This is a genomic window from Burkholderia sp. SIMBA_062 (genome assembly GCF_046534765.1).
Taxonomy (GTDB): domain Bacteria; phylum Pseudomonadota; class Gammaproteobacteria; order Burkholderiales; family Burkholderiaceae; genus Burkholderia; species Burkholderia ambifaria.
Window position 1 is genome coordinate 252,611 of the sequence record NZ_JAWRYD010000004.1, and the last position, 24,462, is coordinate 277,072.

Annotated in this window: 20 protein-coding genes and 3 tRNA genes; 4 read left to right on the forward strand and 19 right to left on the reverse strand. The window is 66.3% G+C overall.

What is annotated here, in order from left to right:
• Positions 1 to 54: 54 nt before the first annotated feature.
• Entirely contained in the window at positions 55 to 798 is a 744-nt protein-coding gene (rlmB, locus tag SB786_RS06095; RefSeq protein ID WP_006751036.1) for a 23S rRNA (guanosine(2251)-2'-O)-methyltransferase RlmB, read from the reverse strand.
• A gap of 151 nt (positions 799 to 949) precedes the next feature.
• Positions 950 to 3,403, reverse strand: coding sequence for a ribonuclease R (rnr, locus tag SB786_RS06100; protein WP_410726729.1), 2,454 nt, complete (start codon positions 3,401 to 3,403; stop codon positions 950 to 952).
• Between the two features lie 249 nt (positions 3,404 to 3,652).
• Between rnr and SB786_RS06105 the strand changes: the two genes are divergently transcribed.
• Positions 3,653 to 3,739 (forward strand) — tRNA-Leu (locus tag SB786_RS06105).
• A gap of 337 nt (positions 3,740 to 4,076) precedes the next feature.
• Here the strand turns inward: SB786_RS06105 and SB786_RS06110 are convergent.
• From SB786_RS06110 to gbpA, 15 genes are all read right to left on the reverse strand, one after another.
• Entirely contained in the window at positions 4,077 to 4,634 is a 558-nt protein-coding gene (locus SB786_RS06110) for a cytochrome b (RefSeq protein WP_410726730.1), read from the reverse strand.
• Positions 4,635 to 4,752: 118 nt separating this feature from the next.
• Positions 4,753 to 5,436 carry a response regulator transcription factor gene (locus tag SB786_RS06115; RefSeq protein ID WP_410726731.1) on the reverse strand — a complete coding sequence of 228 codons (684 nt, stop codon included), beginning with the start codon at positions 5,434 to 5,436 and terminating at the stop codon, positions 4,753 to 4,755.
• Between the two features lie 13 nt (positions 5,437 to 5,449).
• Positions 5,450 to 5,986 (reverse strand): type II secretion system protein, encoded by a 537-nt coding sequence (locus SB786_RS06120; protein ID WP_410726732.1) that lies wholly within the window; start codon positions 5,984 to 5,986, stop codon positions 5,450 to 5,452.
• Positions 5,973 to 6,368 (reverse strand): type II secretion system protein, encoded by a 396-nt coding sequence (locus SB786_RS06125; RefSeq protein ID WP_410726733.1) that lies wholly within the window; start codon positions 6,366 to 6,368, stop codon positions 5,973 to 5,975. The genes SB786_RS06120 and SB786_RS06125 overlap by 14 nt, the downstream gene beginning before the upstream one ends.
• Complete coding sequence (locus SB786_RS06130; protein WP_410726734.1) at positions 6,343 to 6,831, reverse strand: type II secretion system protein; 489 nt, start codon at positions 6,829 to 6,831, stop codon at positions 6,343 to 6,345. The genes SB786_RS06125 and SB786_RS06130 overlap by 26 nt, the downstream gene beginning before the upstream one ends.
• A complete protein-coding gene (locus tag SB786_RS06135) occupies positions 6,828 to 8,975 on the reverse strand; it encodes a secretin N-terminal domain-containing protein (protein WP_410726735.1) in 2,148 nt (715 codons plus the stop codon). The genes SB786_RS06130 and SB786_RS06135 overlap by 4 nt, the downstream gene beginning before the upstream one ends.
• Before the next feature lie 28 nt (positions 8,976 to 9,003).
• The gene (locus SB786_RS06140) at positions 9,004 to 9,480 is read right to left on the reverse strand and encodes a hypothetical protein (RefSeq protein ID WP_410726736.1); all 477 of its coding nucleotides are present in this window, start codon (positions 9,478 to 9,480) and stop codon (positions 9,004 to 9,006) included.
• Positions 9,480 to 10,034 carry a hypothetical protein gene (locus SB786_RS06145; protein WP_410726737.1) on the reverse strand — a complete coding sequence of 185 codons (555 nt, stop codon included), beginning with the start codon at positions 10,032 to 10,034 and terminating at the stop codon, positions 9,480 to 9,482. Before SB786_RS06145 ends, SB786_RS06140 begins: the two co-directional genes overlap by 1 nt.
• Positions 10,031 to 10,561, reverse strand: coding sequence for a hypothetical protein (locus tag SB786_RS06150; RefSeq protein WP_410726738.1), 531 nt, complete (start codon positions 10,559 to 10,561; stop codon positions 10,031 to 10,033). Before SB786_RS06150 ends, SB786_RS06145 begins: the two co-directional genes overlap by 4 nt.
• A complete protein-coding gene (locus tag SB786_RS06155; RefSeq protein WP_410726739.1) occupies positions 10,558 to 11,325 on the reverse strand; it encodes a hypothetical protein in 768 nt (255 codons plus the stop codon). The genes SB786_RS06150 and SB786_RS06155 overlap by 4 nt, the downstream gene beginning before the upstream one ends.
• The gene (locus SB786_RS06160; protein ID WP_410726740.1) at positions 11,306 to 12,940 is read right to left on the reverse strand and encodes a GspE/PulE family protein; all 1,635 of its coding nucleotides are present in this window, start codon (positions 12,938 to 12,940) and stop codon (positions 11,306 to 11,308) included. Before SB786_RS06160 ends, SB786_RS06155 begins: the two co-directional genes overlap by 20 nt.
• A gap of 53 nt (positions 12,941 to 12,993) precedes the next feature.
• The gene (locus tag SB786_RS06165; RefSeq protein WP_410726741.1) at positions 12,994 to 14,178 is read right to left on the reverse strand and encodes a type II secretion system F family protein; all 1,185 of its coding nucleotides are present in this window, start codon (positions 14,176 to 14,178) and stop codon (positions 12,994 to 12,996) included.
• Between the two features lie 2 nt (positions 14,179 to 14,180).
• Positions 14,181 to 14,693 (reverse strand): lytic transglycosylase domain-containing protein, encoded by a 513-nt coding sequence (locus SB786_RS06170; RefSeq protein WP_410726742.1) that lies wholly within the window; start codon positions 14,691 to 14,693, stop codon positions 14,181 to 14,183.
• Positions 14,668 to 15,108: a type II secretion system major pseudopilin GspG gene (gspG, locus tag SB786_RS06175; RefSeq protein ID WP_410726743.1), complete on the reverse strand. Its 441-nt coding sequence runs from the start codon at positions 15,106 to 15,108 to the stop codon at positions 14,668 to 14,670. Before gspG ends, SB786_RS06170 begins: the two co-directional genes overlap by 26 nt.
• A 298-nt stretch (positions 15,109 to 15,406) precedes the next feature.
• The gene (gbpA, locus tag SB786_RS06180) at positions 15,407 to 16,867 is read right to left on the reverse strand and encodes an N-acetylglucosamine-binding protein GbpA (protein WP_410726744.1); all 1,461 of its coding nucleotides are present in this window, start codon (positions 16,865 to 16,867) and stop codon (positions 15,407 to 15,409) included.
• A 370-nt stretch (positions 16,868 to 17,237) separates the two neighbouring features.
• On the opposite strand from gbpA, the gene SB786_RS06185 reads away from it, so the two are divergent.
• Positions 17,238 to 20,084 (forward strand): glycosyl hydrolase family 18 protein, encoded by a 2,847-nt coding sequence (locus SB786_RS06185; protein ID WP_410726745.1) that lies wholly within the window; start codon positions 17,238 to 17,240, stop codon positions 20,082 to 20,084.
• A 297-nt stretch (positions 20,085 to 20,381) separates the two neighbouring features.
• Here SB786_RS06185 and SB786_RS06190 read toward each other — a convergent pair whose 3' ends face one another.
• Complete coding sequence (locus tag SB786_RS06190; RefSeq protein WP_410726746.1) at positions 20,382 to 22,697, reverse strand: ATP-binding protein; 2,316 nt, start codon at positions 22,695 to 22,697, stop codon at positions 20,382 to 20,384.
• Positions 22,698 to 23,268: 571 nt separating this feature from the next.
• Between SB786_RS06190 and SB786_RS06195 the strand changes: the two genes are divergently transcribed.
• Positions 23,269 to 23,355, forward strand: a tRNA-Leu gene (locus tag SB786_RS06195).
• A 226-nt stretch (positions 23,356 to 23,581) separates the two neighbouring features.
• Positions 23,582 to 23,668 (forward strand) — tRNA-Leu (locus tag SB786_RS06200).
• A 424-nt stretch (positions 23,669 to 24,092) separates the two neighbouring features.
• Here SB786_RS06200 and SB786_RS06205 read toward each other — a convergent pair.
• Positions 24,093 to 24,455, reverse strand: a complete 363-nt coding sequence (locus tag SB786_RS06205) for a hypothetical protein (RefSeq protein WP_410726747.1) — start codon at positions 24,453 to 24,455, stop codon at positions 24,093 to 24,095.
• Positions 24,456 to 24,462 lie beyond the last annotated feature (7 nt).

Genomic DNA, 24,462 nt, shown 5'->3' on the forward strand with positions numbered 1-24,462 from the left:
CGGCCCGCGCATCGCGCGAGACCGCGTGCGTCAGCCCGTAAGTCGGCCGGTGAATCAGCCCTTCACGCGCCGCTGCCGCACCGCTTCGTACAGGCACACGCCGCTTGCAACCGACACGTTCAGGCTTTCCACGCTGCCGGCCATCGGGATGCTCATCACGTCGTCGCAGGTGTCGCGGGTGAGCCGGCGCATGCCTTCGCCTTCCGCGCCCATCACGATGGCGACGGGGCCGTCGAGCTTCGTGTCGTACAGCGTCGCGGACGCGTCGTCCGACGTGCCGATGACCCATACGCCCGCTTCCTTCAGCTCGCGCAGCGCGCGGGCGAGGTTCGTGACCGTGATGTACGGCACCGTATCGGCCGCGCCGCTCGCGACCTTCGCCGCAGTGGCGTTCAGGCCGACCGCGCGGTCACGCGGCGCGATCACCGCATGCGCGCCTGCCGAATCGGCGACACGCAGGCATGCGCCCAGGTTGTGCGGATCGGTGACACCGTCGAGCACCAGCAGAAGCGCCGGGCCCTGGATGCCGTCGAGCAGTTCGGACAGATTCTGCGCGAGGGGAACGTCCTCCACGCGCGCGACGACGCCCTGGTGGCGCTCGGTATGCGCGAGGCCCCACAGGCGGGTTTCGTCGGCCGCGATCAGCCGCACGCCCGCTTCCTTCGCGGCGTGCAGGAAGTCCTGCATGCGGCGGTCGCGGCGCGTCTGGTCGTACAGCACCTCCGCAACCGTCGATGCATCGTGCCGCAAACGTGCGGTCACCGCATGAAAACCGTAAAGAACCTTCAGACGTGACATGACTGGAACAACCTTCGATCAAACGTGCGGCCGCGCGACGCGCGCAGCCGCGATCCATGGAAAAGGAAAGCGCCGCGTTGCCGGCCGGTGACCGGTAGAACGCGGCGTCTCTCGATACTGCAAGGGCGTGCGCGTGCGCCGCCCCGAACGCTCAATACTTCTTGCGGGCGTGTGTCTTCTTCGCGGCCGTCTTCGCCGGCGCGCCGCCCTTCTTCTTCGCCGCACGCGCGTCGTTCACCGCGGCGGTCGGTGCGCTGGCCGTCCTCTTGCGACGCGGCGCGGCGTCCTCCACCGGCGGCAACGAGCGCACGCGCGGGCCGCCGGGATCGTTACCGTTGCCGGCGACGGCCGGCGCCGGTGCGGGACGCGGCACCTTCACCGGCGTGTCGCGCACGAGGCGGAAGTCGATCTTGCGCGCGTCGAGATCGACGCGGCTCACCTGCACGCGCACGCGATCCGACAGGCGATAACGGATGCCCGTGCGCTCGCCCCGCAGCTCGTTCTTGATCTCGTCGTACTGGAAGTAGTCCGAGCCGAGTTCCGTGACGTGCACGAGCCCTTCGATGAACAGCGTGTCGAGCTGCACGAAGATGCCGAACGACGTGACACCGTTCACCATCCCGCCGTATTCCTCGCCGAGCTTGTCGCGCATGAAGTAGCACTTGAGCCAAGCCTCGACGTCGCGCGACGCTTCGTCGGCACGCCGCTCGTTCGCCGAGCAGTGCAGGCCGAGCTCTTCCCAGATCGCGGTGTTCACGCGCGAACGGCCGCGCGCTTCGTCGTCGGCCTGCTGCATCGCGCGGGCGCGCGGCGACAGCGCGGTGTTCAGCTCGAAGCCGTCCGGTGCCTTCGGCGTGTACTTCTTGCCCGACAGGATCGCGTAGATCGCGCGGTGCGTGAGCAGGTCGGGATAGCGGCGGATCGGGCTCGTGAAGTGCGCGTACGCCTCATACGCGAGACCGAAGTGGCCGATGTTGTCCGGGCTGTAGACGGCCTGCTGCATCGAGCGCAGCAGCATCGGCTGCAGCATCTGCGCGTCGGGCCGGTCGCGAATCTGCGCCATCAGCGCCGCATAGTCGCTCGCATGCGGCTTCTCGCCGCCGCCGAGCGACAGGCCCATGCCGCGCAGGAACGCGCGCAGGTTCTCGAGCTTTTCCGGCGTCGGCCCCGCGTGCACGCGGTACAGGCCCGCGTGCTTGTTGCGCTTCAGGAAATCGGCCGCGCAGACGTTCGCGGCCAGCATGCATTCCTCGATCAGCTTGTGCGCATCGTTGCGCTGACGCGGCACGATCTGTTCGATCTTGCCCTGCGAATTGCAGACGATGTACGTCTCGGTCGTGTCGAAGTCGATCGCGCCGCGCTTCTGGCGTGCGGCGAACAGCGCCTTGTAGACGCCGTACAGATCCTGCAGATGCGGCAGCAGGTCCGCGCGACGCGCGGCCTCCGGCCCCTTCGTGTTCGACAGCACGGCCGCGACTTCGGTGTACGTCAGGCGCGCGGCCGAATGGATGACCGCCGGATAGAACTGGTACGCCTTGATCTCACCGCGCTCGGTAATCACCATGTCGCACACGAGCACGCAGCGGTCGACCTGCGGATTCAGCGAGCACAGCCCGTTCGACAGCTTCTCCGGCAGCATCGGAATCACGCGGCGCGGAAAATAGACCGACGTGCTGCGCTCCAGCGCGTCGGCATCGAGGCCGCTGCCCGGCTGCACGTAGTGCGACACGTCGGCGATCGCGACGATCAGGCGGAAGCCGTCGCCGCGACCGACCTTGGTCGGCTCGCAGTAGACGGCATCGTCGAAGTCGCGGGCGTCCTCGCCATCGATCGTCACGAGCGGCACGTCGCGCAAATCGACGCGGAAGCGCAGGTCGGCCGGACGTACCGCGTCCGGGAGCGCGGCGGCATCGTTGAGCGCCGGCGGGCTGAATTCGTGCGGCACGCCGTACTTGCGCACGGCGATCTCGATTTCCATGCCCGGATCGTCGATATCGCCGAGCACTTCGACGACGCGGCCGAGCGGTTGCGAATGGCGGCTCGGGAAGTCGGTCAGTTCGACGACGACGACCTGCCCGACCTTCGCCTTCTTCACGTTCTGCGTGATCAGGATGTCGTGGCCGATGCGCTTGTCTTCGGGAGCGACGATCAGCGCGCCGTTCTCGTTGAGCAGGCGGCCGATCACGCGCTTGTTCGCGCGCTCGGTGACCTCGACGACATGGCCTTCCGGCCGGCCACGGCGATCGTAGCCGACGATCCGCGCGAGCACGCGGTCGTTGTGCATCACTTTCTGCATTTCGCCGTTCGGCAAAAACAGGTCGTCCTGGCCGTCGTCGCGGATCACGAAGCCGTAGCCGTCGCGATGCCCTTGCACGCGACCGGCAACGAAGTTCGACGGATGAGTGAGCTGGTAATGGCCGCGCTTGTCGAGGCGGATCTGGCCGTCGCGTTCCATTGCGGCGACACGCCGGAAGAACCCCTCGCGTTCCTGGCGCTTGATCGACAGCGCTTCGGCGATGTCGTTGGCGGCCAGCGGCGCGTCGCTCGTACGCAGCACGCCGAGAATTTCTTCACGGCTCGGAATGGGGTACGGATATTTGCTCAAGGGTTTGTCGATGATTGTTCTCGTTGCGTTGACTGATGGTGCACGGCATCAACATAGAAGTGTCCGTCAGACAGTTCTATAGTGACGGCGGCGGATCATTCTATCATCCGACAGTGTCGCCAAATAACGCGAATGCCGCGTGCGGGCGCGGCGGCGGCCGGTTCGCGGCGCATCGCAAAAATGTGTTGACACGGATAATTGGGGCGCTATAATTTCGCTTCTTTGCAGCGAGCAGCTACTGCAAAACGTGCCCAGGTGGCGGAATTGGTAGACGCACTAGGTTCAGGTCCTAGCGGTGGCAACATCGTGGAGGTTCGAGTCCTCTCCTGGGCACCATCTGTTTTTTAAAAAGGTCGGCTTATGCCGGCCTTTTTTCATTTCCAGCCCAGGAAGCAAAGCGCCTGCGCGCTTTGCGGGAGGACGCGAAAGGCTGCGCTTGCAAGCGCAGCCGGGGTCGTGCTCGTGTGACCGAGTCCTCTGCTGGGCACCATCTGTTTTTAAAAAGGTCGGCTTATGCCGGCCTTTTTTGATTTCCGGCCCAGGAAGCAAAGCGGTTCGGGCCGCGTATAGGTCGGCGCGGTCGGCCTGATGGGCGTGCCGAAGTCGGGCAGCCGGCCGTCCGAAGCGCTCGACGGGCGGTCGGGCCGGCATGGCGCGACCCGGCCGCGTTTCGTCACAGCATGCGCTTCAGTACGCCGTTCTTCGACACGAAATGGTGCTTGAGCGCCGCGGCCGCGTGCGCGGCGACCAGGAACGCCAGCGCGTAGCAGCCGACTCGATGAAGCGCGAACCAGTGCTCGGTGACCGGCCCGGCGCTGAACGGCGTCGTCACGTAAAACGCCCAGAACAGCCAGTAGCCGTCCGGCACCATCATGAAACCGCTGAACAGCACGAACGCCACGAGCACGTAGATCGTCGAATGCACCAGGTGCGCGATCGAGCGCTGCTGCCGCGGGATCGACTCGACGTCGGGCGGCGTGCGGCGGAAGAACGACCATACGTAGCGCAGCGGAAACAGCACGATCAGACAGCTCGCCAGCGACATGTTGAGCGCCGACACGAAGCGCCAGACCGCCGGCTGCGTGATGAAGTGCAGCGAAATCCCTGCCGCCATCGTATACAGGATCACGGCCGCGAAAATCCAGTGCAGCACGCGCGAGAATCGATCGTAGCGGCCGTGGCCGGGCAATTGCCGTTGCGCGTCCATTCGAGACACAACATCCATGTTCATCCTTTATCAGTTGCCAGTGCGTTGCACGGGATAAGTGGATGAAATTGTCGATGCCGAACCCCGTATCGATAAACAATCTCAAGGATTTCAAAATATGCGCGGCCGGATGCGCGACGGCTCAGGTCCGCTCGAGCCGATACCCGTAGTTGTAGACCGTCGTGATCACGAGCCCGTTTTTCGGCCGCAGCTCGAGACTCGAGCGCAACTTGCTCACGTAGGTGGCGAGCGTCGCGTCGTACTTCCGGTCGACCTTCCCCCAGATGCGCTTGATCATCATGTCTTTCGACACGATCCGCCCGACGCCCTCGAACAGCATCAGCGCAAGATCGAACTCGCGCTGGGACAGTTCGACCGGCACGCCATCGATGGTCGCGACATGCGCGCCCGCGTCGAACGCGAACTTGCCGACCTCGACGCGCTTCGCGCGCTGCGCCTGCGGATAGTACTTGCGCGCCTGTGCATTCACGCGAGCAATCAGCTCGCGCTCGCGCAACGGCTTGACCAGGTAGTCGTCGGCGCCGCTGTTCAGACCGAACACGATGTCGTTCTCGCCGTCGTGCTGCGTCATCATGATGATCGGCAGCGCGTCGGCGAACGTTTCGCGCGCCCAGCACATCACGTCGATCCCCGATTTGCCGGGCACGTCCCAGTCGAGCAGCAGCACGTCGACGCGCTGGGTGCGCACCAGTTCGATGAAGCTGTCGCCGTCGTGCCGCACCCGCGTGTCGTAGCCTGCCTTGTCGAGCCAGCCGGCCACGACGCCCGCCTGCGTCACGATGTCTTCGAGTATTGCGACGATCATGTTCGTTCCGATCTCAGTGTGCCGCGCCGCTTTCGGGCTCGTTCGCCGCTCCTTCGGGAGCGGGCGGCAGGTAAACAAACGCCCATTCGCCGTACGCGTCGCTGTCGCCGAACGCGGCGTAGCGGGCAGGAAAGCCGTGGCGCTTCAGCGGCCGCCCCGGCGACTCGCTGAACACGCCCATGACGCCGCCGTCAGGCGCCTTCACGAGCCCCCATCGCGTGGACCGCGTTAGCGGATCGGCGTAGAGCCGTCGCAGGTGGCGCAGCGTCGGCAGCCCGCGGCGATCCTCGAGCAGTGCGTCGAGCGACGGCGGATAGCGACTGCCACCCGCGGCATTGTAGTAGCTTGCGATCGCCGCGCGGTACTGGTCGCCGACGAACAGCAATTGCGCCTCGCGATCGCGCTGCCGCACCGTCGTCCACACACCCGCTGCCTGCGTCATTCCAAGCCCCAGCGCCGCGACCAGCATCAGCACGCCGAGATACGCGATACCGCGCTGCCCGCGCGGGTTGCATGGCGGATCGCCGCGTCGCCGGTCACCACGTCGCATACGCGCTCCCGTCGAGCGCGCGCCCTTTCGCGCCGCTCTTCACGTCCGCGATGCCGCCCGCGTCGCCGGCCTGCGTCTGCCACGAGCCGCGCTTGCCGGTGATCGGGTCGAGCGGCATCTCGCGCAGATAACGCTTGTCGACCAGCACGTCGAGCGTATCGGGATCCCGACCGTGATCGGCCCGATAATCGTCGATCGACTGGCGCAACGTGTTCAGGTTGTGGCGCAGCACCGTTTCCTTCGCGCGGTCGCCCTGCTTCAGGTAGCCGGGCGCGACGAACGCGGTGAGCGCCGCGACGATCGCCATCACGACGAGCAATTCGATCAGCGTGAAACCGGCCGCGCGGCGCGCGCGCCTACCACCGGTAGTACGGGACGCCATCGAGGCCCTCCTTGCGGCTGGTCGAGCGGATGTCGAACACGTCGTCGCCCGACGAGAACGAATCGGGGTCGCTCGCGTAGCTGCGCGTGTCCCACATGTCTTCGGGCGCACGGCCGTCGCATTCGCACATCGGGTCGGCGGGAATCTTGCGCAGGAAGTACAACCTTGCGCCGTCAGGCGATTGCTTGTCCTCGACGCCGTCGACGAGCGCGCGCAGGTCGGGCGGATAACCGCTCGCGTCGACGCTGCGCTCGATCCGCCCGTCGGCGGCGGCCTCCTTGTACGCGTCGAGCGCCGAGCGGATCACCACCAGCGCGCGACGCAGTTCGGCCTCGTCGGCGCGGCGCTTGACGAGATCCGTCAACGGCAGCGCGACGGTCGCGAGCAGCGCGAGCAACGACATCGCGACCATCAGCTCGATCAGCGTGAACCCGCGCGCGCGGGCGCGCCGACGGACGTTCATGCGACGTCTCCCGCACGCGGCAGCAGCGGCACCGGTGCGCGGGCGCCGGTCATGCGATCGACGAACGCGTGCAGCGTACCGATCGGCGAACGCCCGGCGGCAGCGGTACTGGCCGATGCGGCATGCGGGGCACTGACGGCCGCAGCCGGCAGCCGTGCGGCATCCGCGCGCGTGCGCATCATCCCCGCCCCACCTACACCCCGCTCGGCTGGCGCGTTTGCCGCGTCGTTCCGCTTCGCGTCGTCGGACGTTTGCGTTTCCGCCTCCGTCGCTGCCTCGGCCGCCTCGGCCGTCTCCGGCTTCGCGGCCACGGCCGGGTTCGCGGGCGTCGACGGCTCGATCGGTGCGTCGAGGTCCGGGCCGTCCGACGACCGGCGCGCCGGCACGGCCTGCGCGGATTCGAGCGTCAGCGCTTCGGTCGTGACACGCGATTCGGTGCCCGACAGGAACGTCGTCACCGCCGACATCGGCAGGTCGAGATTGCGTTCGATATGCGGCGTGATCAGCAGCACGATCTCCGAGCGCTCGTTGCTGCGGCTGTTGGAGCCGAACAGCCGGCCGAGCAGCGGCAAGCCCGAGATGCCCGGCAGCCCGGCGATGCTGTCGCTTTCGTTGCGCTTGACGAGGCCCGCGAGGATCTGCGTTTCGCCGTTCTTAGCGGTCATCAGCGTCTCGGCGTTGCGCGTGCCGAGCGAATACGCGACAAGCCCGGTCTTGGTGGTTTCCTTCGACAAGATACTGCTGACTTCCATGTTGACCTTGACGCTCACCTCCTCGTTCAGGCTGATGCGCGGTTCGACCTTCAGCATCAGGCCGACGTCCTGATAGCTGACCGATTCGGTCACGACGCCGTTCGCGTTGGTGGTCGTGACGATCGGCACGCGCTCGCCGATCTTGATGCTGGCCTTCTCCAGATTGCGCACGCGAATCTTCGGATTCGCAAGCGTTTTGGTCTTGCCCTGCTTCTGCAGCATGTCGATCGCGAGCGCGAGCCCGCCCGATTCGCTCGATACGCCGATGCGATCGCGATTCATGCGCAGCAGATCGCCGAGCGTCAGCGCCGCGCCTTCCGCGCCGCCGAGCGCGCTGAACTGCACCTTGCCCGGATACTGGACGCCAAGATCGAGGCTGTCGTTCATGTTGACTTCGAGCACCTGCACCTCGAGCGTCACTTCGGATTGCGGAATGTCGAGACCCATCACGACGCGTTCGGCGACCTGGATCGTCTCCGGCGTGTCGCGCATCACGATCGCATTCACGCGCTCGTCCACGTAGACGTCCTTCGGCTTGATCATCTGCCGCAGTGCAGCCATGACCGACTTCGCGTCCGCGTGCGACAGGAAGAACGTGCGGATCGCGAACTCCGTATAGTTGCGGGCCTTTTCCGGCTGCGACGGGTAGACGAGCAGCGTGTGCCGGTCGAGCACCTTCTTCTCGAGCTGGTTCGTGCGCAGCAGCAGGTTGATCGCGTCCTCCGCGGTGGTGCGCTCGGCGAACAGCGTCGCGGCCTGGCCGGTATCCACGTCGCGGTCGAACACGAAGTTCACGCCGGACACGCGCGAGATCACGTCGAAGATGTCCGCGAGCGGCTGCTGCCGGAAGTTCAGCGACACCGGCTTGCGCAGCGCGTCGGACAGTTGCGGGCGCACCGCGCGGCTTGCCTGAGACTGGCGCAGCAGCCGGTCGCGCAGGCGCTTGGCGTCCGCGTGGTTCGGCTGCTCGGCGAGGATGCGCCGCGCGATCTCGAGCGCCTCCTGCGGCTTCTCGACGCCGATGCGCTGCGCGCGCGCGAGGTCGACCGCCATCTGCTGGCGGCGCTTGACCTGCTCGAGCATCTGGCTCGCCTTGAGATTGCCCGGATCCTCGCCGAGCACGTTGTCGAGGTGATCGATCGCGGCCGCATGGTCGCCCTGCGCGAGCTGGCGATCGGCTTCCTTCAGCTCCGCGCGCACATACTCCTGGCGGCTGAATTCGACGGCGGACGACAGCGCGATGTCGTCCGGCGCCGCCTCCTTCTGCTGCTGCAGCGCGCCGAGGCGCTCGGCAGGCGTCGCGCCGGCGGGCGCGTCACTGAACGGGGAACTCGCGCAACCTGTCTGCGAGAGCGCCGCGATCAGGAGCATAAGACCGACGGTACGTTTCATGATGATGTTCGGCACGGGTGATTCGGGTTCATCGGGTCGGGACGGGGGGCGACAGCTCGACGTCGGTGCTGTCCCGGGTCACGGTCACCGCGCCCTCTTCGCCCAGTTTCTTCAGCCGGTAGCCTTCGGCGATCTCGCCCCCCGGCAGCACGGCATCGCGCACGCCGCAGCGCGCTTCGCACAACAGGAATTTCCGGCCCACGCCTTCCAGCACGACGATGCGCCGGCCGTTCTCGCGCCATTCGCCGGCGATCTCGAACGGCGGCGGCGGCGCGACGGGCGGCCCGTCGATAGGATCGTCGAGCGACGGCGGCTCGGTTGCGGGCTCGGGCTCCGGTTCCGGCGACGCGGCCGGAGGCGCCGGGTCGACGCCAAGCGACGTCCAGCTCTGCGCCGGAAAGACGTCGACGATCGGGGCGGGGGCGGCGCGCTCGTGCGCGACGCTGCCGCCCGCGATGCAAGCCAGCGCGAGGGCGGCCGCGATCAGGCTCCGGGGCGCGCGCATCATGTGTCCGGCCCCCACAGGCTGACCCGCAGGTCGGCGGTCACGTTCGCACTGTCGATCCGGTCACGTTCGATCGACACGCCGTCGATGCGCACCATCGGCTGGTCGGCGATCTCGCGCATCGCTTCGCGCAGCCCGACATAGCTGCCGCTCATCGCGATGCCGATCGTGAGCCGGCGCAGCTTGCCCTTCACTTCGACTTCGCGGCGATAGGTTGCGTGCCTGCGATCCATCCCGTGCTGCGACAGGATCTGGAAGATCGAGTACGCCTGCTCGCTGCTGCGCAGTTGCTGCACCTGCTGCAATGTCATGCCGCCGCTGCCGGCCTGGCGGCCCGGCTTCGGCAGCGCGGCCAGTTCCTGCGTGCGCGCGTCGCGCTCGGCTTCGAGACGTTCGGCCACCGGCTGCAGATGAAACGCCTGCACGCCGAGCAGCGCGAGCACCAAGCCGCCCGCCAGCAGCCCAGGCATGCCGAGCTTGCGGGCCGCGACATAGGCGCCCCAGCGCAGCCGCGCGGCGAGCGCCGTCATGTCGATCGCTTCGAGGTTCGTCATGGGTGTTCGATGCTCACGCTGAAGTGAAAGATGTTCTTGCCGTCCTCCGCCTTCGTGCGGTGCTGCAACAGGCCGATCTTGCGGTCCGGGTGGCGGTCGTTCAGGCGGTCGACGAAGAGGTAGATGTGCGACAGCTCCGCCGCGCCGCCTTCGATGCGCGCTTCGCGGCCGGCCTGGTCGACCGTCAGCGACTTCAGCGCGATCCGCGGCGTCCACGCGTGCTCGATCCAGTCGATCACCGGCAGCCCCGAGCCTTGCGCACGCGTCGCCTGCTCGGCGAGCACGCGTTCGATGCGGCGCTGCTCCGGCGTCATGGTCTTCTGCCTGCGCTGCTCGCGCTGGATCGCGCGCTTGCGCTCGTCGATGCGGTTTTCGATGCCGTCGACTTCATCGCGCAGCCGGTCGACACGCGACCATTCGCTCGCGGCGAACGTGCCGCACAACAACGCGCAGCCCAGGGCGAGCGCCGCCCACGGCGTGACGCGCGCGCGCGGCGTCGCGAAATCCAGTTCGGTCAGACGCTTCATGCAAGCTTCTCCGGCCCGCATGCGTGCAAGTCGTCGGTGCGGCCGTCGAGCGGTGTGACGCCTTCCGCGGCCGGCAACGGTCCATCGAGCGCGCTCGCAAAAGCCGCGCCCACGGGCGGCTGCCCGGTCATCAGCGCCGCGGCGGCGAACCAGTCGTCGAGCCGCGCACCGCCCGCGCGCGGCAGCGTGACCATCTCGGCCCACTCGCCCGCGCGGCGAAACACGCACGTCACGACGCGCGGCTGCAGCAGCGCATAGCGGCAGTCGTCGCCGTTGAGGCGGCCCGCGTACGCATCGAGCGACGCGGACAACGCATCGCGCACGCTGACGAGCCGCCAGCCGGCCGCGCGGCTCGTCTGCGCGAGCGACGCGAGCAGCGTGTCGCAGGCCGCCACGGCGAGGCGCGTACGGCCGCGCCGCGCGGCTTCGATGCGGATGCGCAGCGCACCGCGCTGCGCGCGGGCCGCGAACAGCGCGCGCGCATAGCCATCCCACGCGGCGTCCGACACCAGCCCGTCCTGCCACGGCAGCACGACGCCGTGCGTCCACGGATGGCCGACGACGACATGGACGCGGTTGCGCATAGGCAGGCGCGCTTTCGGCAGGCCGCCGAGCACCTGGGCCAGCGCTTCGGCCGGCAGGCCGTCGTGTGCGACGACGACGTGCGGTTCGCCGGTGCGCCGCGCGCGCCAGCCTTCGTTCGTCCACACGCGAAGCGTATCGGCGTCGAGCAGCGCGAACACGTTATTCCACGGCGATCGCACGCTGCACCTCGTGGAACGTCGTCAGCCGCGCGCGGATCGCCGCGAGCCCCGCGTCGCGCATCGACCGGTAGTCGGGATGCTCGGCGAGCGCGTGCGTACGCTTGTCGAGCGAACGCTCGAGCAACGCGGCCTTCATCGCCGTATCGAGCATCAGCACTTCCGCGAGCCCGATCCGCCCGTGATAGCCGGTGCCGCGACACGTGTCGCAGCCCGCGCCGGGCGTGACCGCGCGCTTCAGTTCGTCGAGCGTCGCGCCGTGCAGGTCGGCGCCATGCGCGGCCGCGTCGCCGCAGCGCGCGCAGATGCGCCGAACCAGGCGCTGCGACACGACGCCGTTCAACGCTTCGAGAAATGTCGACGGCTCGACGCCCATGTAGATGAAGCGGTCGATCACGCTGAACCCGTCGTTCGCGTGCACGGTCGACAACACACGGTGGCCGGTGAGCGCGGACTGCACGGCAATGGAGGCGGTTTCCTCGTCGCGGATCTCGCCGACCATCACCGTGTCCGGATCGTGCCGCAGGATCGAGCGCAGCCCGCGCGCGAAGGTCAGCCCCTTCCGCTCGTTGACCGGAATCTGCATCACGCCCGTCAGCTCGTACTCGACCGGGTCCTCGATCGTGATGATCTTGTCGTCGCCGGTGTTGACTTCCGACAGCACCGCGTACAGCGTCGTCGACTTGCCGCTGCCGGTCGGCCCGGTCACGAGCATCAGCCCGTAAGGCCGATGCGCGAGCGAGCGCACGCGCCGCGCCGTCTGCGCGTCGAAGCCGAGCACGTCGAGGTTCACGCGCTCGCCGCGCTGCGATTTGTCGAGCACCCGCATCACCGCGTTTTCGCCATGGGTGCCCGGAATGATCGACACGCGGAAATCGATTTCGCGCCCTTGCATCACGACCTTGAAACGGCCGTCCTGCGGCACCCGCCGCTCCGCGATGTCGAGCGACGCGAGCACCTTCAGGCGCGACAGCGTCTGCGCGGCCGCGTCGAGCCCCGGGATGTGACGGATCGACTGCAGCACACCGTCGATTCGATAACGGATCGACAGGCCGTCCGGCACCGCCTCGAGATGGATATCGCTGGCGCGGCTCTGCAGCGCGTCGTAGAGCGTCGTGTTGACGAGCCGGATGATCGGGCTCTCGTCCTTCGCGATGCTCGCGAGCGAGATCGATTCGATCGCCTGCGCGAGCGAGTCGCCGTGCGTATCGATCGTCACGTCGTCCATCAGCCGCTCGTTCGATTCGATCTCGCCGAGCAGCCGCTCGACTTCGCCCGGCGTGCTCATCGCGAGTCCGACCGGTCGCGCGCCGAAGCGCGCGAGCAGTTCGTCGCGCACGTGGCGCGCGAACGGATCCGCGACGACGACGCACGGCGCGCCATCGAGTTCGACCGGCAGCACGCGCCAGGTCAGCGCGTCGTGCAGCGGCAGCAGGTCGAAGCGCGTCGGCGCGGCGCGCAACGCGTTCGCGTCGACCGCGCCGAGTCCGACGCACGCAGCGGCCGGCGCGAGCCGCGTCGGATCGGCGGCGAGCAGGCTGTCGACGTATTGCGCGAAGCCTACGCCGGATGCGGCGGATTCCGCCTGCCAGCGTTGAACGAGGTGTTCCGTTTTCATGCGGTTTTCTCCTGTTGGCCAGCGGGGTCGCGAACGCGTTGCCGGCCGGCTCGCTAGCCGACGCTGCCGGCCAATTCGAAGATCGGCATGTAGAGCAGCACGACGACCGCGCCGACCGTCGCACCGACCGCGAGCATCAGCACCGGTTCGAACACCTTGCTGAGCATCTCGATCGCGCGGTCGAGCGCGCCGTCGTGAAACTGCGCGATGTGCTCGCACATCCCGCCGAGGTCGCCGCTCTGTTCGCCCACGCGCAGCAGCCGCTCGGCGACCGATGTCGTCAATGCATGCGCGGCCAGCACGGCCGCCACCGGCCGCCCGGCGCGCATCTCGGTCAGCGCGACGGCAAGCCGCGCACGAAAATGCTCGGGAAGCACCTTGCCGGACAACTCCAGCGCGACGATCGCCGGCGTGCCGCCCGCGATCAGCAGGCCGACGGTCCGATAGAATCGCGTGAGCGCGAACAGCGCGCAGATGTCGCGCATTTTCGGCGCGCACCACATCAGGCGCTGCATGGCGCGCTTGACGCCTGCCGAGCGGATCGCGAGCACCGCGCCCGCGATCGATGCCGCGACGGCAAGCCCGACCGCCATCCCGTTCTCGCGCAGCAGGCTCGCCCACCAGAGCATCGCGCGCGCGGTCGCCGGCAGCGTCGCGAGCGACTCGAACACCACCGCGAAGCGCGGAATCACGAAGAACGCCATGAACAGCAGAATCGCGATGCCAACGCCGATCACGACAGCCGGATAGATCAGCGCACCGGTCACGCGCTTGCGAACCTGTTCGATTCGCACTTCATATTGCTGATAACGCTTGAGCACGACCGGCAACTGCCCGCTTCCCTCCGACGATTCGATCGTCGCGACCAGCAGCGGCGGAAAGAGGGCCGGCTGCTGCGCGAGCGCCGCCGACAACGGCCGCCCTTCAGTCATCACCGCGAGAATCCGGTCGATCACGCGCTTCGCGTCCTTGCCCGAATCGGCCTTGTCGCGCAACGCCTCGAGCGCTTCGATCAGCACGAGGCCCGCGTCAAGCAGCGTCGACAGTTCCTGGAGGAACAGCGCCAGCGCGAACTTCGGCGCGCGCCGGCGGGCGCCGATGCGCGCGGTGCGCCGGATCTCGAGCACGACGCCGCCCTGCCCGGCGAACCGGGCACGTACGTCCGTCTCGCTCGCGCCGTCGATCGTCTGCTGCGTGACCTTGCCGTCGGCGAGCACACGTACCCGAAATGCATGCATCGCTACCGCCGCCATTCGTCGAGCATCGCGCGGCTCGCGGCGCGATCCTGCGTCAGCGCTCGGTACGCGCGCCAGACCTTGGTCGCATAAGCCTTGCGCGCGGGCTCGCGCTTCGTCGACGATCCGGCGTTGTACGCGCCGACCGCATTCCACGTGTAGCCGTGCCGCTCGATGAAGTCGGCGAGAATCGACGCGCCGGTATCGATCGACGTGCACGGCTCGTCGAGCAGCCGCTTGTGCGTGACGCCGACCTTGACGAGACGCGGCAGGTGCGAGCTGTTGATCTGCATCAGCCCGATGTCGTAAGTGCCGTTCCGGTTCCAGTTCATCGCGCGCGTATTCAGCGAGGATTCCACTTTCGCGATCGCGACCAGCAGCAACGGATCGATGCCATGCCGCTCGCCGGCCCGGCTCCAGCAATCCTTGGCAGCGGCGCCGGATGCGCAGGCGGCGAACAGCGCCGCCCCGGCGATCCAGCGGCGCGGGCCATTACATGCCGTAGACGAGATCCGCATCGATATCGCTCCCGCCGACCCGACCGTCCCGCCCGAGCGACACGATCTCCGCCTCGCCGTCGCGGCCCGGCACGTTCCATTGATATGCGCGGCCCCAGCCGTCCTTCGGCACGGCCTTCGCGAGATACGGTCCGTTCCAGCCATCGGCGCCCTGCGGCTGCGCGACGAGCGCGTCAAGCCCTTCTTCGGCGCTCGGATAACGGCCGGTGTCGAGCCGGAATTGCGTGGCCGCGTCGCCCAGCGTCTTCATCTGCGCTTGCGTCGACTTGACCTTGGCCTTGTCGACCTGCGAAAACAGCTTCGGTCCGACATAGCCGGCCAACAGCGCAATGATCAGCAGTACGACCAACAGCTCCAGCAGCGTGAAGCCCCGCTGGCCGCGTTGCCTGGTCCATTTCAGATAGTCCGGTTTCACGTCGTTTGCCCTCTGCGGAGATCCCGGCGCGCGCGCGGCGGCCGGGCGCCGTCGTGTTGCAGACGGCAGGTGAATGAGGCACTTTCGGGAATGCGAATTCGATTGAGCGAAAGAAAGCGCCGATCGATGAAGCGATTTTCCGGGGGGAACGGAAACGTCACCACCTTTATCAACGAAGTATCAAAGCCTGTTTCCGCCGCCGCGCGTGTGTGCGAAGTGCGTGTGCGAAAGGCGTGTGCGAAATGAAGACGCCGCACGCATGAATGCGTGCGGCGTGCGTCATCGCGCGCTCAGGTCGTTACTTGGCGCAGGCGCCCAGGTCCTTCCACACCTTGCCGGTGTGATCGGCGCCCGTCGATGCCGGGTCTCCCGGCATCTCGTTCTGGGTCCACCAGCGCGCCTCGTACGTGCGGCCCTTGTACTGCACCTTCGCGCCGCCCGTATAGGCCGTGCCCTGCTTCCATTCGGCCTGACACTGCGCGCCCTCGCCGCCGCCCGACTCGCTGACCAGCTTGAACGTCGTGGTTTCCTGCTTCAGCGTGCCGCCGTCGATCTGCGACGTCGCGACCGCCGTATGGTTGCCCGCCTTCGCGTTCGCGATGTCGACGCTCAGGTCGCCCTGCATGCGCATCGTCGCCGACTTCGAGCCGACCATCGAGTTCGATGCGTCGTAGACCTTCACGGTCACGTTCGTGTCCTTCGCGTGGTTGAACTTCATGAAGAACTTCGCGGTGGCCTTGCCGTTCCGGATCTTGAACTCGCCGTTGTTCGTGATGCTGAAGCCTTCGTCGATGCCGCCTTCCGGCTTGTGATCGATCGTCGTCTCGGTGCGCACGATGCCGCTGTCGCGCTTCGAGAACACGTCGTTCTTGCCGAGCGACGGCTCGATGCGACCGTCGCGCTCGATGCCGGCGATCAGGCTCGCCGCCTGCGTGCGGTTGATCTCCTTCGCGAGCAGCATCGGCCACACGTTGCGCTCGCCCTGCTGTGCGGAACCGATCGTGACCGTGGTCTTCATCGACGGCACTTCGCCGCCCGACTTGAACACGCGGTTCGACACCTTGTCGCCGGTCTTCAGGTCCATCGTCGGCGCGATGCTGCCGACGTTCGACCAGTTCGGCTTGCCCGGCTCGGTCGGGCCGCCGGCGTCCGTGATGTTCAGATCGGCGACGTTGTAGAACATGCCGGCCGTGTCGCCGACGTGCCACGTCGTCAGCATCACGTGATGGCCCTTCTTGTCCGACGGAATCGTGCAGTTGTGCGGGCCGATCTCGTCGGCTTTCTTCATCCCGCCATCGATCGTGCAGAACGGCGTCAGGTCGAACTGCTCGCGCGTGAGCTTCGCGTTCGGATTCCAGCCCTGCTTCGTCAGGTAGTACTTGAAGTCCTTCGTCACGTGCGGCGCGGTAAACGTCCACTTGAACCGATGCGCGCCCGGCTTGATGTCGTTGATCTTCCAGCGATCGACAGCCTGTTCGTTCAGCTCGCTGAACTGCGCGATGCCGCCGCTCGCGATCTCGCCGTCCGGCGCGCCGGCGGCCGGGAAACCCTGCTTGCCCTCGATGCTTTGCGGTTCATACGCGACCGAGCCGCAGTTGAAGTTTTCGATCTTGCCTGCCTTCGAGCTGCACAGCAGGCCACGCGACGGCGGCTCCGACAGATAGCCGTGCGCAAACGCGGCTTGCGCGAAGAACATCGACGCACAGGCGACGAGCGGCGACACGGTAAAGAGAGTCTTTTTCGCAGTTCGGTTTCTCATCTGAATCTGGTTCTGTTGATTGAATAGTGGAATGGAGCATCCGATTCGACGAATCGGAAGCGCACGTCGGGGTTCGCATGGCGCAGGCGCCGCCGACGAAACGCCGGGCGCAGTATCGTCACGCGCCGCGCCTGGGCGTAGCTTCCTCAACGATCCCTCAACGATCTCTCGGCGATGAGTCGTTCTCCTGCCCGATACGCGGTACGCGCCGGGCCGGCTGTGTTCGCATCGCATGCGTTGAGATTGCGTTGAGATTCGTTGCCGTCGATCCGTCCGCGAAAAAGAATGTGCTGGCTTTCACGGCACTCATTTTTCAACACCAGGATGGATGGCTATCAAATTGAAATCGAAGAAACGGACTCCCGGCATCGTGATTCGACGTCGTTCGCTGCGACGCGCGCACGTCGCATATGCGGCGCTTGCGGCAGCCAGCGCACTGAGCTTCGCCAATGCGGCGCTGGCCGCGCCCGGCAAGCCGAGCCTGAAGCAGTACGAAATCACGTCCCAGCCGCACGGCTTCGTCGAAGTCGACCTGCAGAAAGCCGGCGTCGCGCCGTACAAGGACATCGTCAAGCTGAACAAGAAGGTCGACGTGCCGCTGCCGTTCGACATCTGGAGCAACGGCACCGCGGTGAAGGCGGTGGCGATGGTCGACGGCGTCGTGGACCCGGCGTCCGAGGTCAGGATGACGCCAGGCGGCACGCAAAGCGGCCAGGTGGTCGCGAACATCAAGACGCCCGGCGTGAAGAAGATGCAGGTGCGCGTGATCGACGCGAACGGCGCATCGACCGATAGCGCGCCGCTCGACGTGGTCGTGTTCGACACGATTTCCGAGCTCGCGGACGATCTGCCCGACAATGCGAGCAAGAACCACAAGCCTTACGCGAACACGTCCGGCTCGGTGGTCGGCACGTACTTCGCGACCTGGTCGATCTACGATCGCAAGTTCAACGTCGACAACGTGCCGGTCGAGAACCTCACGCACATGCTGTACGGCTTCATCCCGATCTGCGGCGGCGCGGACGTGAACGCGTCGCTCGCGAAGGATCTGCCCGGTTCGTTCAACACGCTACAGCAAAGCTGCAAGGGGCTGCCCGATTTCAGCGTCGCGATTCACGACACCTACGGCGAAATGGCCAAGGCGTTGCCGGGCCAAACGGCGAACTCGAAGCTCAAGGGCGTGCTCGGTCAGATGATGGCCGCCAAGAAGCGCAATCCGAACCTGAAGATTCTGCCGTCGATCGGCGGCTGGACGCTGTCGGATCCGTTCTTCCATCTGCACGATCCGGCCAAGCGCAAGGTGTTCGTCGACTCGACCGAGCAGTTGCTGCGCACGTGGAAGTTTTTCGACGGCGTCGACATCGACTGGGAGTTCCCCGGCGGCAAGGGTGTGAATCCGTCGCTCGGCGATCCGGTGAAGGACGGCCCGCTGTACGTGACGCTGATGAAGGAACTGCGGCAGATGCTCGACACGCTGTCGCAGGAAACCGGCAGGACGTACGAGCTGACGTCGGCGATCGGCGCGGGCAAGGACAAGATCGACGTGGTGAACTACAAGGAAGCCACGAAGTACATGGACTACATCTTCGACATGACGTACGACTACTACGGTGCGTTCAGTCTGACGGAGCTGGGTCATCAGGCGGCGCTGTACGCGCCGGACTGGCGGCCGGACACCGCGTACACCACGCATAACTCGATCAAGGCGCTGCTCGCGCAGGGCGTCGATCCGAAGAAGCTCGTGGTCGGCGCGGCCGCGTATGCGCGCGGCTGGACCGGCGTGCACGGCTACGCCGACGGCAACCCGTTCACCGGCACGGCAACTGGGCCGCACACGGGCCAGTGGGAACGGGGCATTCTCGACTACAAGAAGCTCAAGGCCGAGATGATCGGGCCGAACAACGCCGGCATCAACGGCTACGAGTATCACTATGACCAGACGGCCGAAGCGCCGTACGTCTTCAACAAGAGCACCGGCGAGCTGCTGACGTTCGACGACGAGCGCTCGGTGCTCGCGAAGGGCGACTACGTGCGCGCGCATCAGTTGGGCGGCCTGTTCTCGTGGGAAATCGACGCGGACAACGGCGACATCCTGAACGCGATGCACAAGGGCCTCGGCCACGGCGACGAAGGCGGCGGCGCCGAAAACCATCCGCCGGTGGCGAATGCAGGCGCCGACATGACGGTCGCCGGTGCGCAGACCGTGACGCTCGACGCGTCGAAGTCGCGCGACCCCGACGGCGACAAGTTGAGCTTCAAATGGGAACAGGTCGGCGGCGATCCGCTGAAGCTGACCGATGCGACCAGCGTGAAGGCGAGCGTCGACGTTCCGGCGGTCAAACAAGACACGAAGTACACGTTCCGTGTGACGGTCAGCGATCCGGCCGGCCTGAAGGACACCGCGCAGGTCGTCGTGACCGCGCAGGCCGATGCGACGGTCGAACCGCCGCCGGGCGAAAACCGTCCGCCAATCGCGCAGCTGGCCGGCCCGGCGACCGCGCAAGCCGGTCAGGCCGTCACGCTGTCGGCCGAGAAATCGACCGACCCGGACGGCGACAAGCTCACGTTCAAGTGGAGCGTGCCGACCGGCATCGAGGCGAAACCGGCCGGCGCGAAGCTGACGTTCAGCGCGCCCGAGCTGGCGAAGGACCAGTCATTCACGTTCTCGGTCGCGGTCAGCGACGGCAAGCTGTCGAGCACGGCAAAGCACACGGTGCTCGTGAAGGCGAAGGATGCCGGCGGCGAAGGCGGCAAGTACCCGGCGTACAAGGCCGGCGCGCAGTACAACGCCGGCGACATCGTGTCGAACCTCGGCAAGCTGTATCAGTGCAAGCCGTTCCCGAACAGCGGCTGGTGCTCGGGTGCGCAGGTCGCGTACGAACCGGGCAAGGGCTTCGCGTGGAACGACGCATGGACGCTTTACGGTGACGACGAAGGCGGCAACGGCGGCGGCGGCGAAGGCGGCGGTGGCGAAGGCGGCGGTGGCGAAGGCGGAAACGGCGGCGGCGAAGGTGGCGGCAACGGTGGCGAAGGCGGCAATCATCCGCCGTACAAGGAAGGCACCAAGTACAACGCGGGCGACATCGTCTCGAACAACGGCGAGCTGTACCGTTGCAAGCCGTTCCCGTACACCAACTGGTGCTCGATGGCGGCCTGGGCCTACGAGCCGGGCAAGGGCACCGCGTGGGACCAGGCATGGGAGGAACACAAGCAGTAAGCAAAACGGCAAGCCACGCGCGGCCGGCCCGGGCGCCGCGCCGCGCCTGCCGATACGAAACCCGCGTCTGCTGACGCACAACGGCTGATGCCGGTACCGCCCTCGCGTCGTGCGAGGGCGTTTTTGTGTGCGTCCGCGGGCGACACGCCGGAATCGGACCGCGATCGCCGTGAAGCTTCGCCGCCGTATCGCGGCCGCGACGTCCATACGGAGACCCTGCCTTCGATCGGGCGGTTTCAATGCCCGCGCGACTTCGATGAATCGCGCACGCAAGCCGCGATGGCGGCTGCCCTTCGTTCACGCGTCGTCGAGCATTTCCGCAACGGTTCTCGGCAAGCGCACGATGAAGCGGCTGCCCCGCCCCGGCGTCGACGTCACGTCGACCGATCCGCCGTGACGCTCGATCACCGCCTTCACGAACGGCAGGCCGAGCCCGACGCCGCGGCTCGCGTCGCGATACATGCCGTCGATCTGGAAGAACGGTTCGAACAGCCGCGGCATCGCGTCGGCGGGGATGCCGATCCCCTGATCCTGCACCGTCACCGACACCCGGTGTTCGTCGGCGTCGATCCACACGTCGACGACGGTCGCGTCGGTGGAGTATTTGATCGCGTTGTCGAGCAGATTGATCAACGTACGCAACAGCATGTCGCGATTGCCGAGCACGAACACGTCGTCGCCGTGGTAATGCGGGCCCTCGACACGGATACGTTTGCCGTTCGCGCTGTGCCACACCTGGTCGACTGCTTCCGTCGCGAGATCGTTCGCCGACACCGGCACGTACGCGTGCTTATCGAGGTGCTCGGCGCGCGACAATTGCGTGAAGTCCTGCGCGACGCGCAGGCTGTAGTCGACGAGCCGATGCAGGTCCGCGAGGAAATCCTCGTCGGTCGCGCCATCGGCCTGGTGTCGCTCCTCGAGCAGCGACAGCACCGTGGACAGCGGATTACGCAGATCGTGCGCCATGTGCCGCAGCGTCAGCCGGTCGCTTTCAGCCGCGGCCTTGATGTTGTGGATATCGACGAGGCAGATCATGCTCGCGGTCGAACTGTGCCCGTCGCCATCGCCGAACGGCGTCACCATCATCATCTGCGTGCGTCCGTTCAGCGCGAGCTCGGCCGAATGAATCTTGCCGGTCGCCTTGGCGGTCAGCACTTCGTCGTGCACGATCGTCAGCACGCGCCGGGCCGCCGCGTCGCCGTCGGCGTCGAGCGTCTCGAGCATCACGCGGCCGCGCGCGTTGCACATCAGCATCCTGCCGCGCCGCTCGACGAAGATCGGATAAGGCAGCGTCTCGATCATGTCGACGTAGGCCGTCTGCCATGCGCGAATGCGCTGCATGGCGAGTTCGACTTCGTCCGTCGTCGGCATCGCGGGGTGGGCTTCTGCCGCGTGCGGCAAGCCGACGAATGCGTGCTTGCCGGCCAGCCCGCGCAGCATTCCGTATTCGTTCAGCAGGAACGCGCGCAGGCTGCCGGCGCGCCGCCACCCGCAAACCGCGAAGATCAGTACGCACACGGCGAGCAACGGCCCGATCGGCGCCCAGTACGACCAATGCACGAGCAGCACCACTTCGGCGACGACGAATATCGCGAGCCAGGCGAGCGCGAACGCATACATCCGCCATCCGGGCACCAGCAAGCAGATCAGCAGCATGCCCGTCGCGACCGCGATGCTCACCGCGACCTGGACGGCCTCCGGCTCGCGCCGCAGGATGTGGCCGTCGAGCAGCGCCTGTGTCACCAGCGCGTCGACCTCGACGCGGCGCAGCCGTCCGCCGTCCAGCGTCGACAGGTCGTACACGCCGGAAAGATCGGACATCGTGTCGCCGATGAAGACGATCCGGCCGCGCCATGCCGACGCGGGGACGCGCCCCTTCATCACGTCGACGTACGAATAGCGATCGAGGTCGAAGCGCGCCGGCAGAAACAGCGCAAGCGAGCGCGCTTCGACGTGCCCGAGCTTGGACACGTGATCCTGCACGTGATCGCGTACGTCGCCGGTCGGCATCGACGCGCCCGCGACGCGAATCGCCTGCAGCGCGACATGCGGCAGTTCGTCGTCCGAATCGGCTGTCCGTACGTAGGGCACGATGCCTTGCAGCAGATAATCAGTGCCGAGCACGGCGCTGCGGTGCCCGACGGCGGCTGCCGCGCCGCGCAACTGCGGCGCGGGCGGCAGCACGGTCTCGGCATGCACGGCCTCCGGCGACGCGTGGGCCGGCAGCACGACGCGCCCTTGCCGGGCGATCGCGGCCGCGAGCGCATCGTCACCGCGCGCGGGCCCGAACATCGTCATGTCGAGCACGACGCTCGACGCGCCGCCGAGCCGAGCGAGCACCTGCGCATGGGATGTACGCGCATAGCTCCCGGCGCCGCCCAGTTCGGCAATCGTCTTCCTGTCGATCGAAATCACCGCGACCTCGCTACGATCGCCATAGTCGAGATGGCTCGCGACCAGGTTCCAGTACAGACGGTCGAGCGGCGACAGCAGCGTTTCGGCCGCCGGCGTGCAACTCAGCGCCGCCAGCAATGCGACGCCGGCCGTGAGCGGCCATACGCCCGGCTGTATGGCGGCCGCTGTTTTTCGGACGCGATTGAGCCATTCAGGCATTGGGTGCTTACCTCGTTATTGTTTTCACCCGAGTGTTTACAGCGTGTGCGCTTCGTGAATCGTTGCTGCGAACGGCCGCATTCTTCGTACACGCCGCGCCGCCGCGCCACTGACGTTCGGGCGGCTCGGGTCCGTTGAGACACGACCGCGCGGCTTCGGCCGCAGATCGCGAAACCGCCATGTTGCCTGAATCGTTTTGATGTTTATCGGGCAGCGCGTTCAATTACCCCTTGTCCCATAACGAAACACATTAATTTAGTACTTGTCTCATGCTTCGCTGTTCGATGTCACGCCGGGCCCGTGTGTCGGCGCGGCGTGCAAAAAGACACTTCGATGGGATGCTGGCGCGGGGCCTCGATGTCGTTCCCGCGGAGGGCGCGCGGACGAGACGACGCGGCCGCATCGAAACGGGCGTTGCGCAGGGATGGCGACGAAGCGAGCGGATCGTTCCGCTGCGCGGGCGCTCGTCTGCGACGGAGCGGTACTTTTGTTCGTTTTCGACGAAATTGTGTTGACAGCGATCGCGGACACGCTATAATAGCGGTCTTTCGCACTGCATTAAGCGAAACGTGCCCAGGTGGCGGAATTGGTAGACGCACTAGGTTCAGGTCCTAGCGGTGGCAACACCGTGGAGGTTCGAGTCCTCTCCTGGGCACCATCTGTTTTTAAAAAGGTCGGCTTCTAGCCGGCCTTTTTCATTTCCGCGTCGGATTGATACGCGCGCGGCGACATCTGCCCACGTCACGACACATCGATGATGCGTTACCGCACTCGCCCAACGTCGCAAGCAAGCCGTCAAATAATTTTCGTTCGCAACCCGTTGACAGATCCTTCAGACACGCTATAATTTCGCTTCTTTGCAGCGAGCAGCTACTGCAAAACGTGCCCAGGTGGCGGAATTGGTAGACGCACTAGGTTCAGGTCCTAGCGGTGGCAACATCGTGGAGGTTCGAGTCCTCTCCTGGGCACCACTTATATCTCCAGAGACTTCCAATAAGGGTTTTCTGGAACCTCGGAGAAGCCCGCCATTGCGGGCTTTTTCGTTTTTGCGCGTCCATCACGATCTACTGAGGACCGTGGCAAGCCAGCACCAAAGTGGTACATTTTTCGGCACATCGAAAGTTCGAGTTTGTGGGGCCGATCGAGGGCGATGCCTTGCTGCCGGCCATGGACATGCTTGCGACTGAAGACCAGCCTGCCGCGACCGAAAGGCCCACCGGCGTCGCCCGCCACCTGCTCCGGTAGCCTCCGGCATTCAGAGCAAGGTCGCGCTAGCGCCGGGAGTGAATAGCTTGATGACAGGCGCGGCCTGCCGGCCGCACAAAATCAGCGCATCTTGAGCAAACGCTCAAATTCCGCCGGGATGGCCTGAAACTTGTTCACGCCCTTGGGCGGCTAGGAATCAGGGCTGCAATCGCCGAGATCCACACGGGATGGCGCAGCGGCAGGCCGGTAGCCATGGAGGGCGAGCGGCAAGTCGGTTCCATCACAGCTCAGGCGCGCGAGCAAAACACCGGTGCGCTTGTTCACCACCGTTGCCTCCCGGCATTCATCGGCACAGCCTCGCGATTGGTAGACGAGCTTTTCGCCGGGATGTGGCCAATTCAGCTCAAACGGGCCGGAAGTCTGCGCCTGAGCAGAGGCGACCGCGCCCAACAGAAAACATGTGGCCGCCAGAATGTGGCAGGAAGACACGAGCAATTTCCTCTTATTTGCCGCAGCTCGTTGCTCGATGGTTTCGTGCTGGAAAATTCGCATGCGGAGT

What these genes read in the sequence shown, in the direction of transcription:
- rlmB (WP_006751036.1), bottom strand. Translation starts at nt 798, where the DNA reads ATGTCACGTCTGAAGGTTCTTTACGGTTTTCATGCGGTGACCGCACGT.
- SB786_RS06110 (WP_410726730.1), bottom strand. Translation starts at nt 4,634, where the DNA reads ATGAACATGGATGTTGTGTCTCGAATGGACGCGCAACGGCAATTGCCC.
- SB786_RS06115 (WP_410726731.1), bottom strand. Translation starts at nt 5,436, where the DNA reads ATGATCGTCGCAATACTCGAAGACATCGTGACGCAGGCGGGCGTCGTG.
- SB786_RS06120 (WP_410726732.1), bottom strand. Translation starts at nt 5,986, where the DNA reads ATGCGACGTGGTGACCGGCGACGCGGCGATCCGCCATGCAACCCGCGC.
- SB786_RS06125 (WP_410726733.1), bottom strand. Translation starts at nt 6,368, where the DNA reads ATGGCGTCCCGTACTACCGGTGGTAGGCGCGCGCGCCGCGCGGCCGGT.
- SB786_RS06130 (WP_410726734.1), bottom strand. Translation starts at nt 6,831, where the DNA reads ATGAACGTCCGTCGGCGCGCCCGCGCGCGCGGGTTCACGCTGATCGAG.
- SB786_RS06135 (WP_410726735.1), bottom strand. Translation starts at nt 8,975, where the DNA reads ATGAAACGTACCGTCGGTCTTATGCTCCTGATCGCGGCGCTCTCGCAG.
- SB786_RS06140 (WP_410726736.1), bottom strand. Translation starts at nt 9,480, where the DNA reads ATGCGCGCGCCCCGGAGCCTGATCGCGGCCGCCCTCGCGCTGGCTTGC.
- SB786_RS06145 (WP_410726737.1), bottom strand. Translation starts at nt 10,034, where the DNA reads ATGACGAACCTCGAAGCGATCGACATGACGGCGCTCGCCGCGCGGCTG.
- SB786_RS06150 (WP_410726738.1), bottom strand. Translation starts at nt 10,561, where the DNA reads ATGAAGCGTCTGACCGAACTGGATTTCGCGACGCCGCGCGCGCGCGTC.
- SB786_RS06160 (WP_410726740.1), bottom strand. Translation starts at nt 12,940, where the DNA reads ATGAAAACGGAACACCTCGTTCAACGCTGGCAGGCGGAATCCGCCGCA.
- SB786_RS06165 (WP_410726741.1), bottom strand. Translation starts at nt 14,178, where the DNA reads ATGCATGCATTTCGGGTACGTGTGCTCGCCGACGGCAAGGTCACGCAG.
- SB786_RS06170 (WP_410726742.1), bottom strand. Translation starts at nt 14,693, where the DNA reads ATGCGGATCTCGTCTACGGCATGTAATGGCCCGCGCCGCTGGATCGCC.
- gbpA (WP_410726744.1), bottom strand. Translation starts at nt 16,867, where the DNA reads ATGAGAAACCGAACTGCGAAAAAGACTCTCTTTACCGTGTCGCCGCTC.
- SB786_RS06190 (WP_410726746.1), bottom strand. Translation starts at nt 22,697, where the DNA reads ATGCCTGAATGGCTCAATCGCGTCCGAAAAACAGCGGCCGCCATACAG.
- SB786_RS06205 (WP_410726747.1), bottom strand. Translation starts at nt 24,455, where the DNA reads ATGCGAATTTTCCAGCACGAAACCATCGAGCAACGAGCTGCGGCAAAT.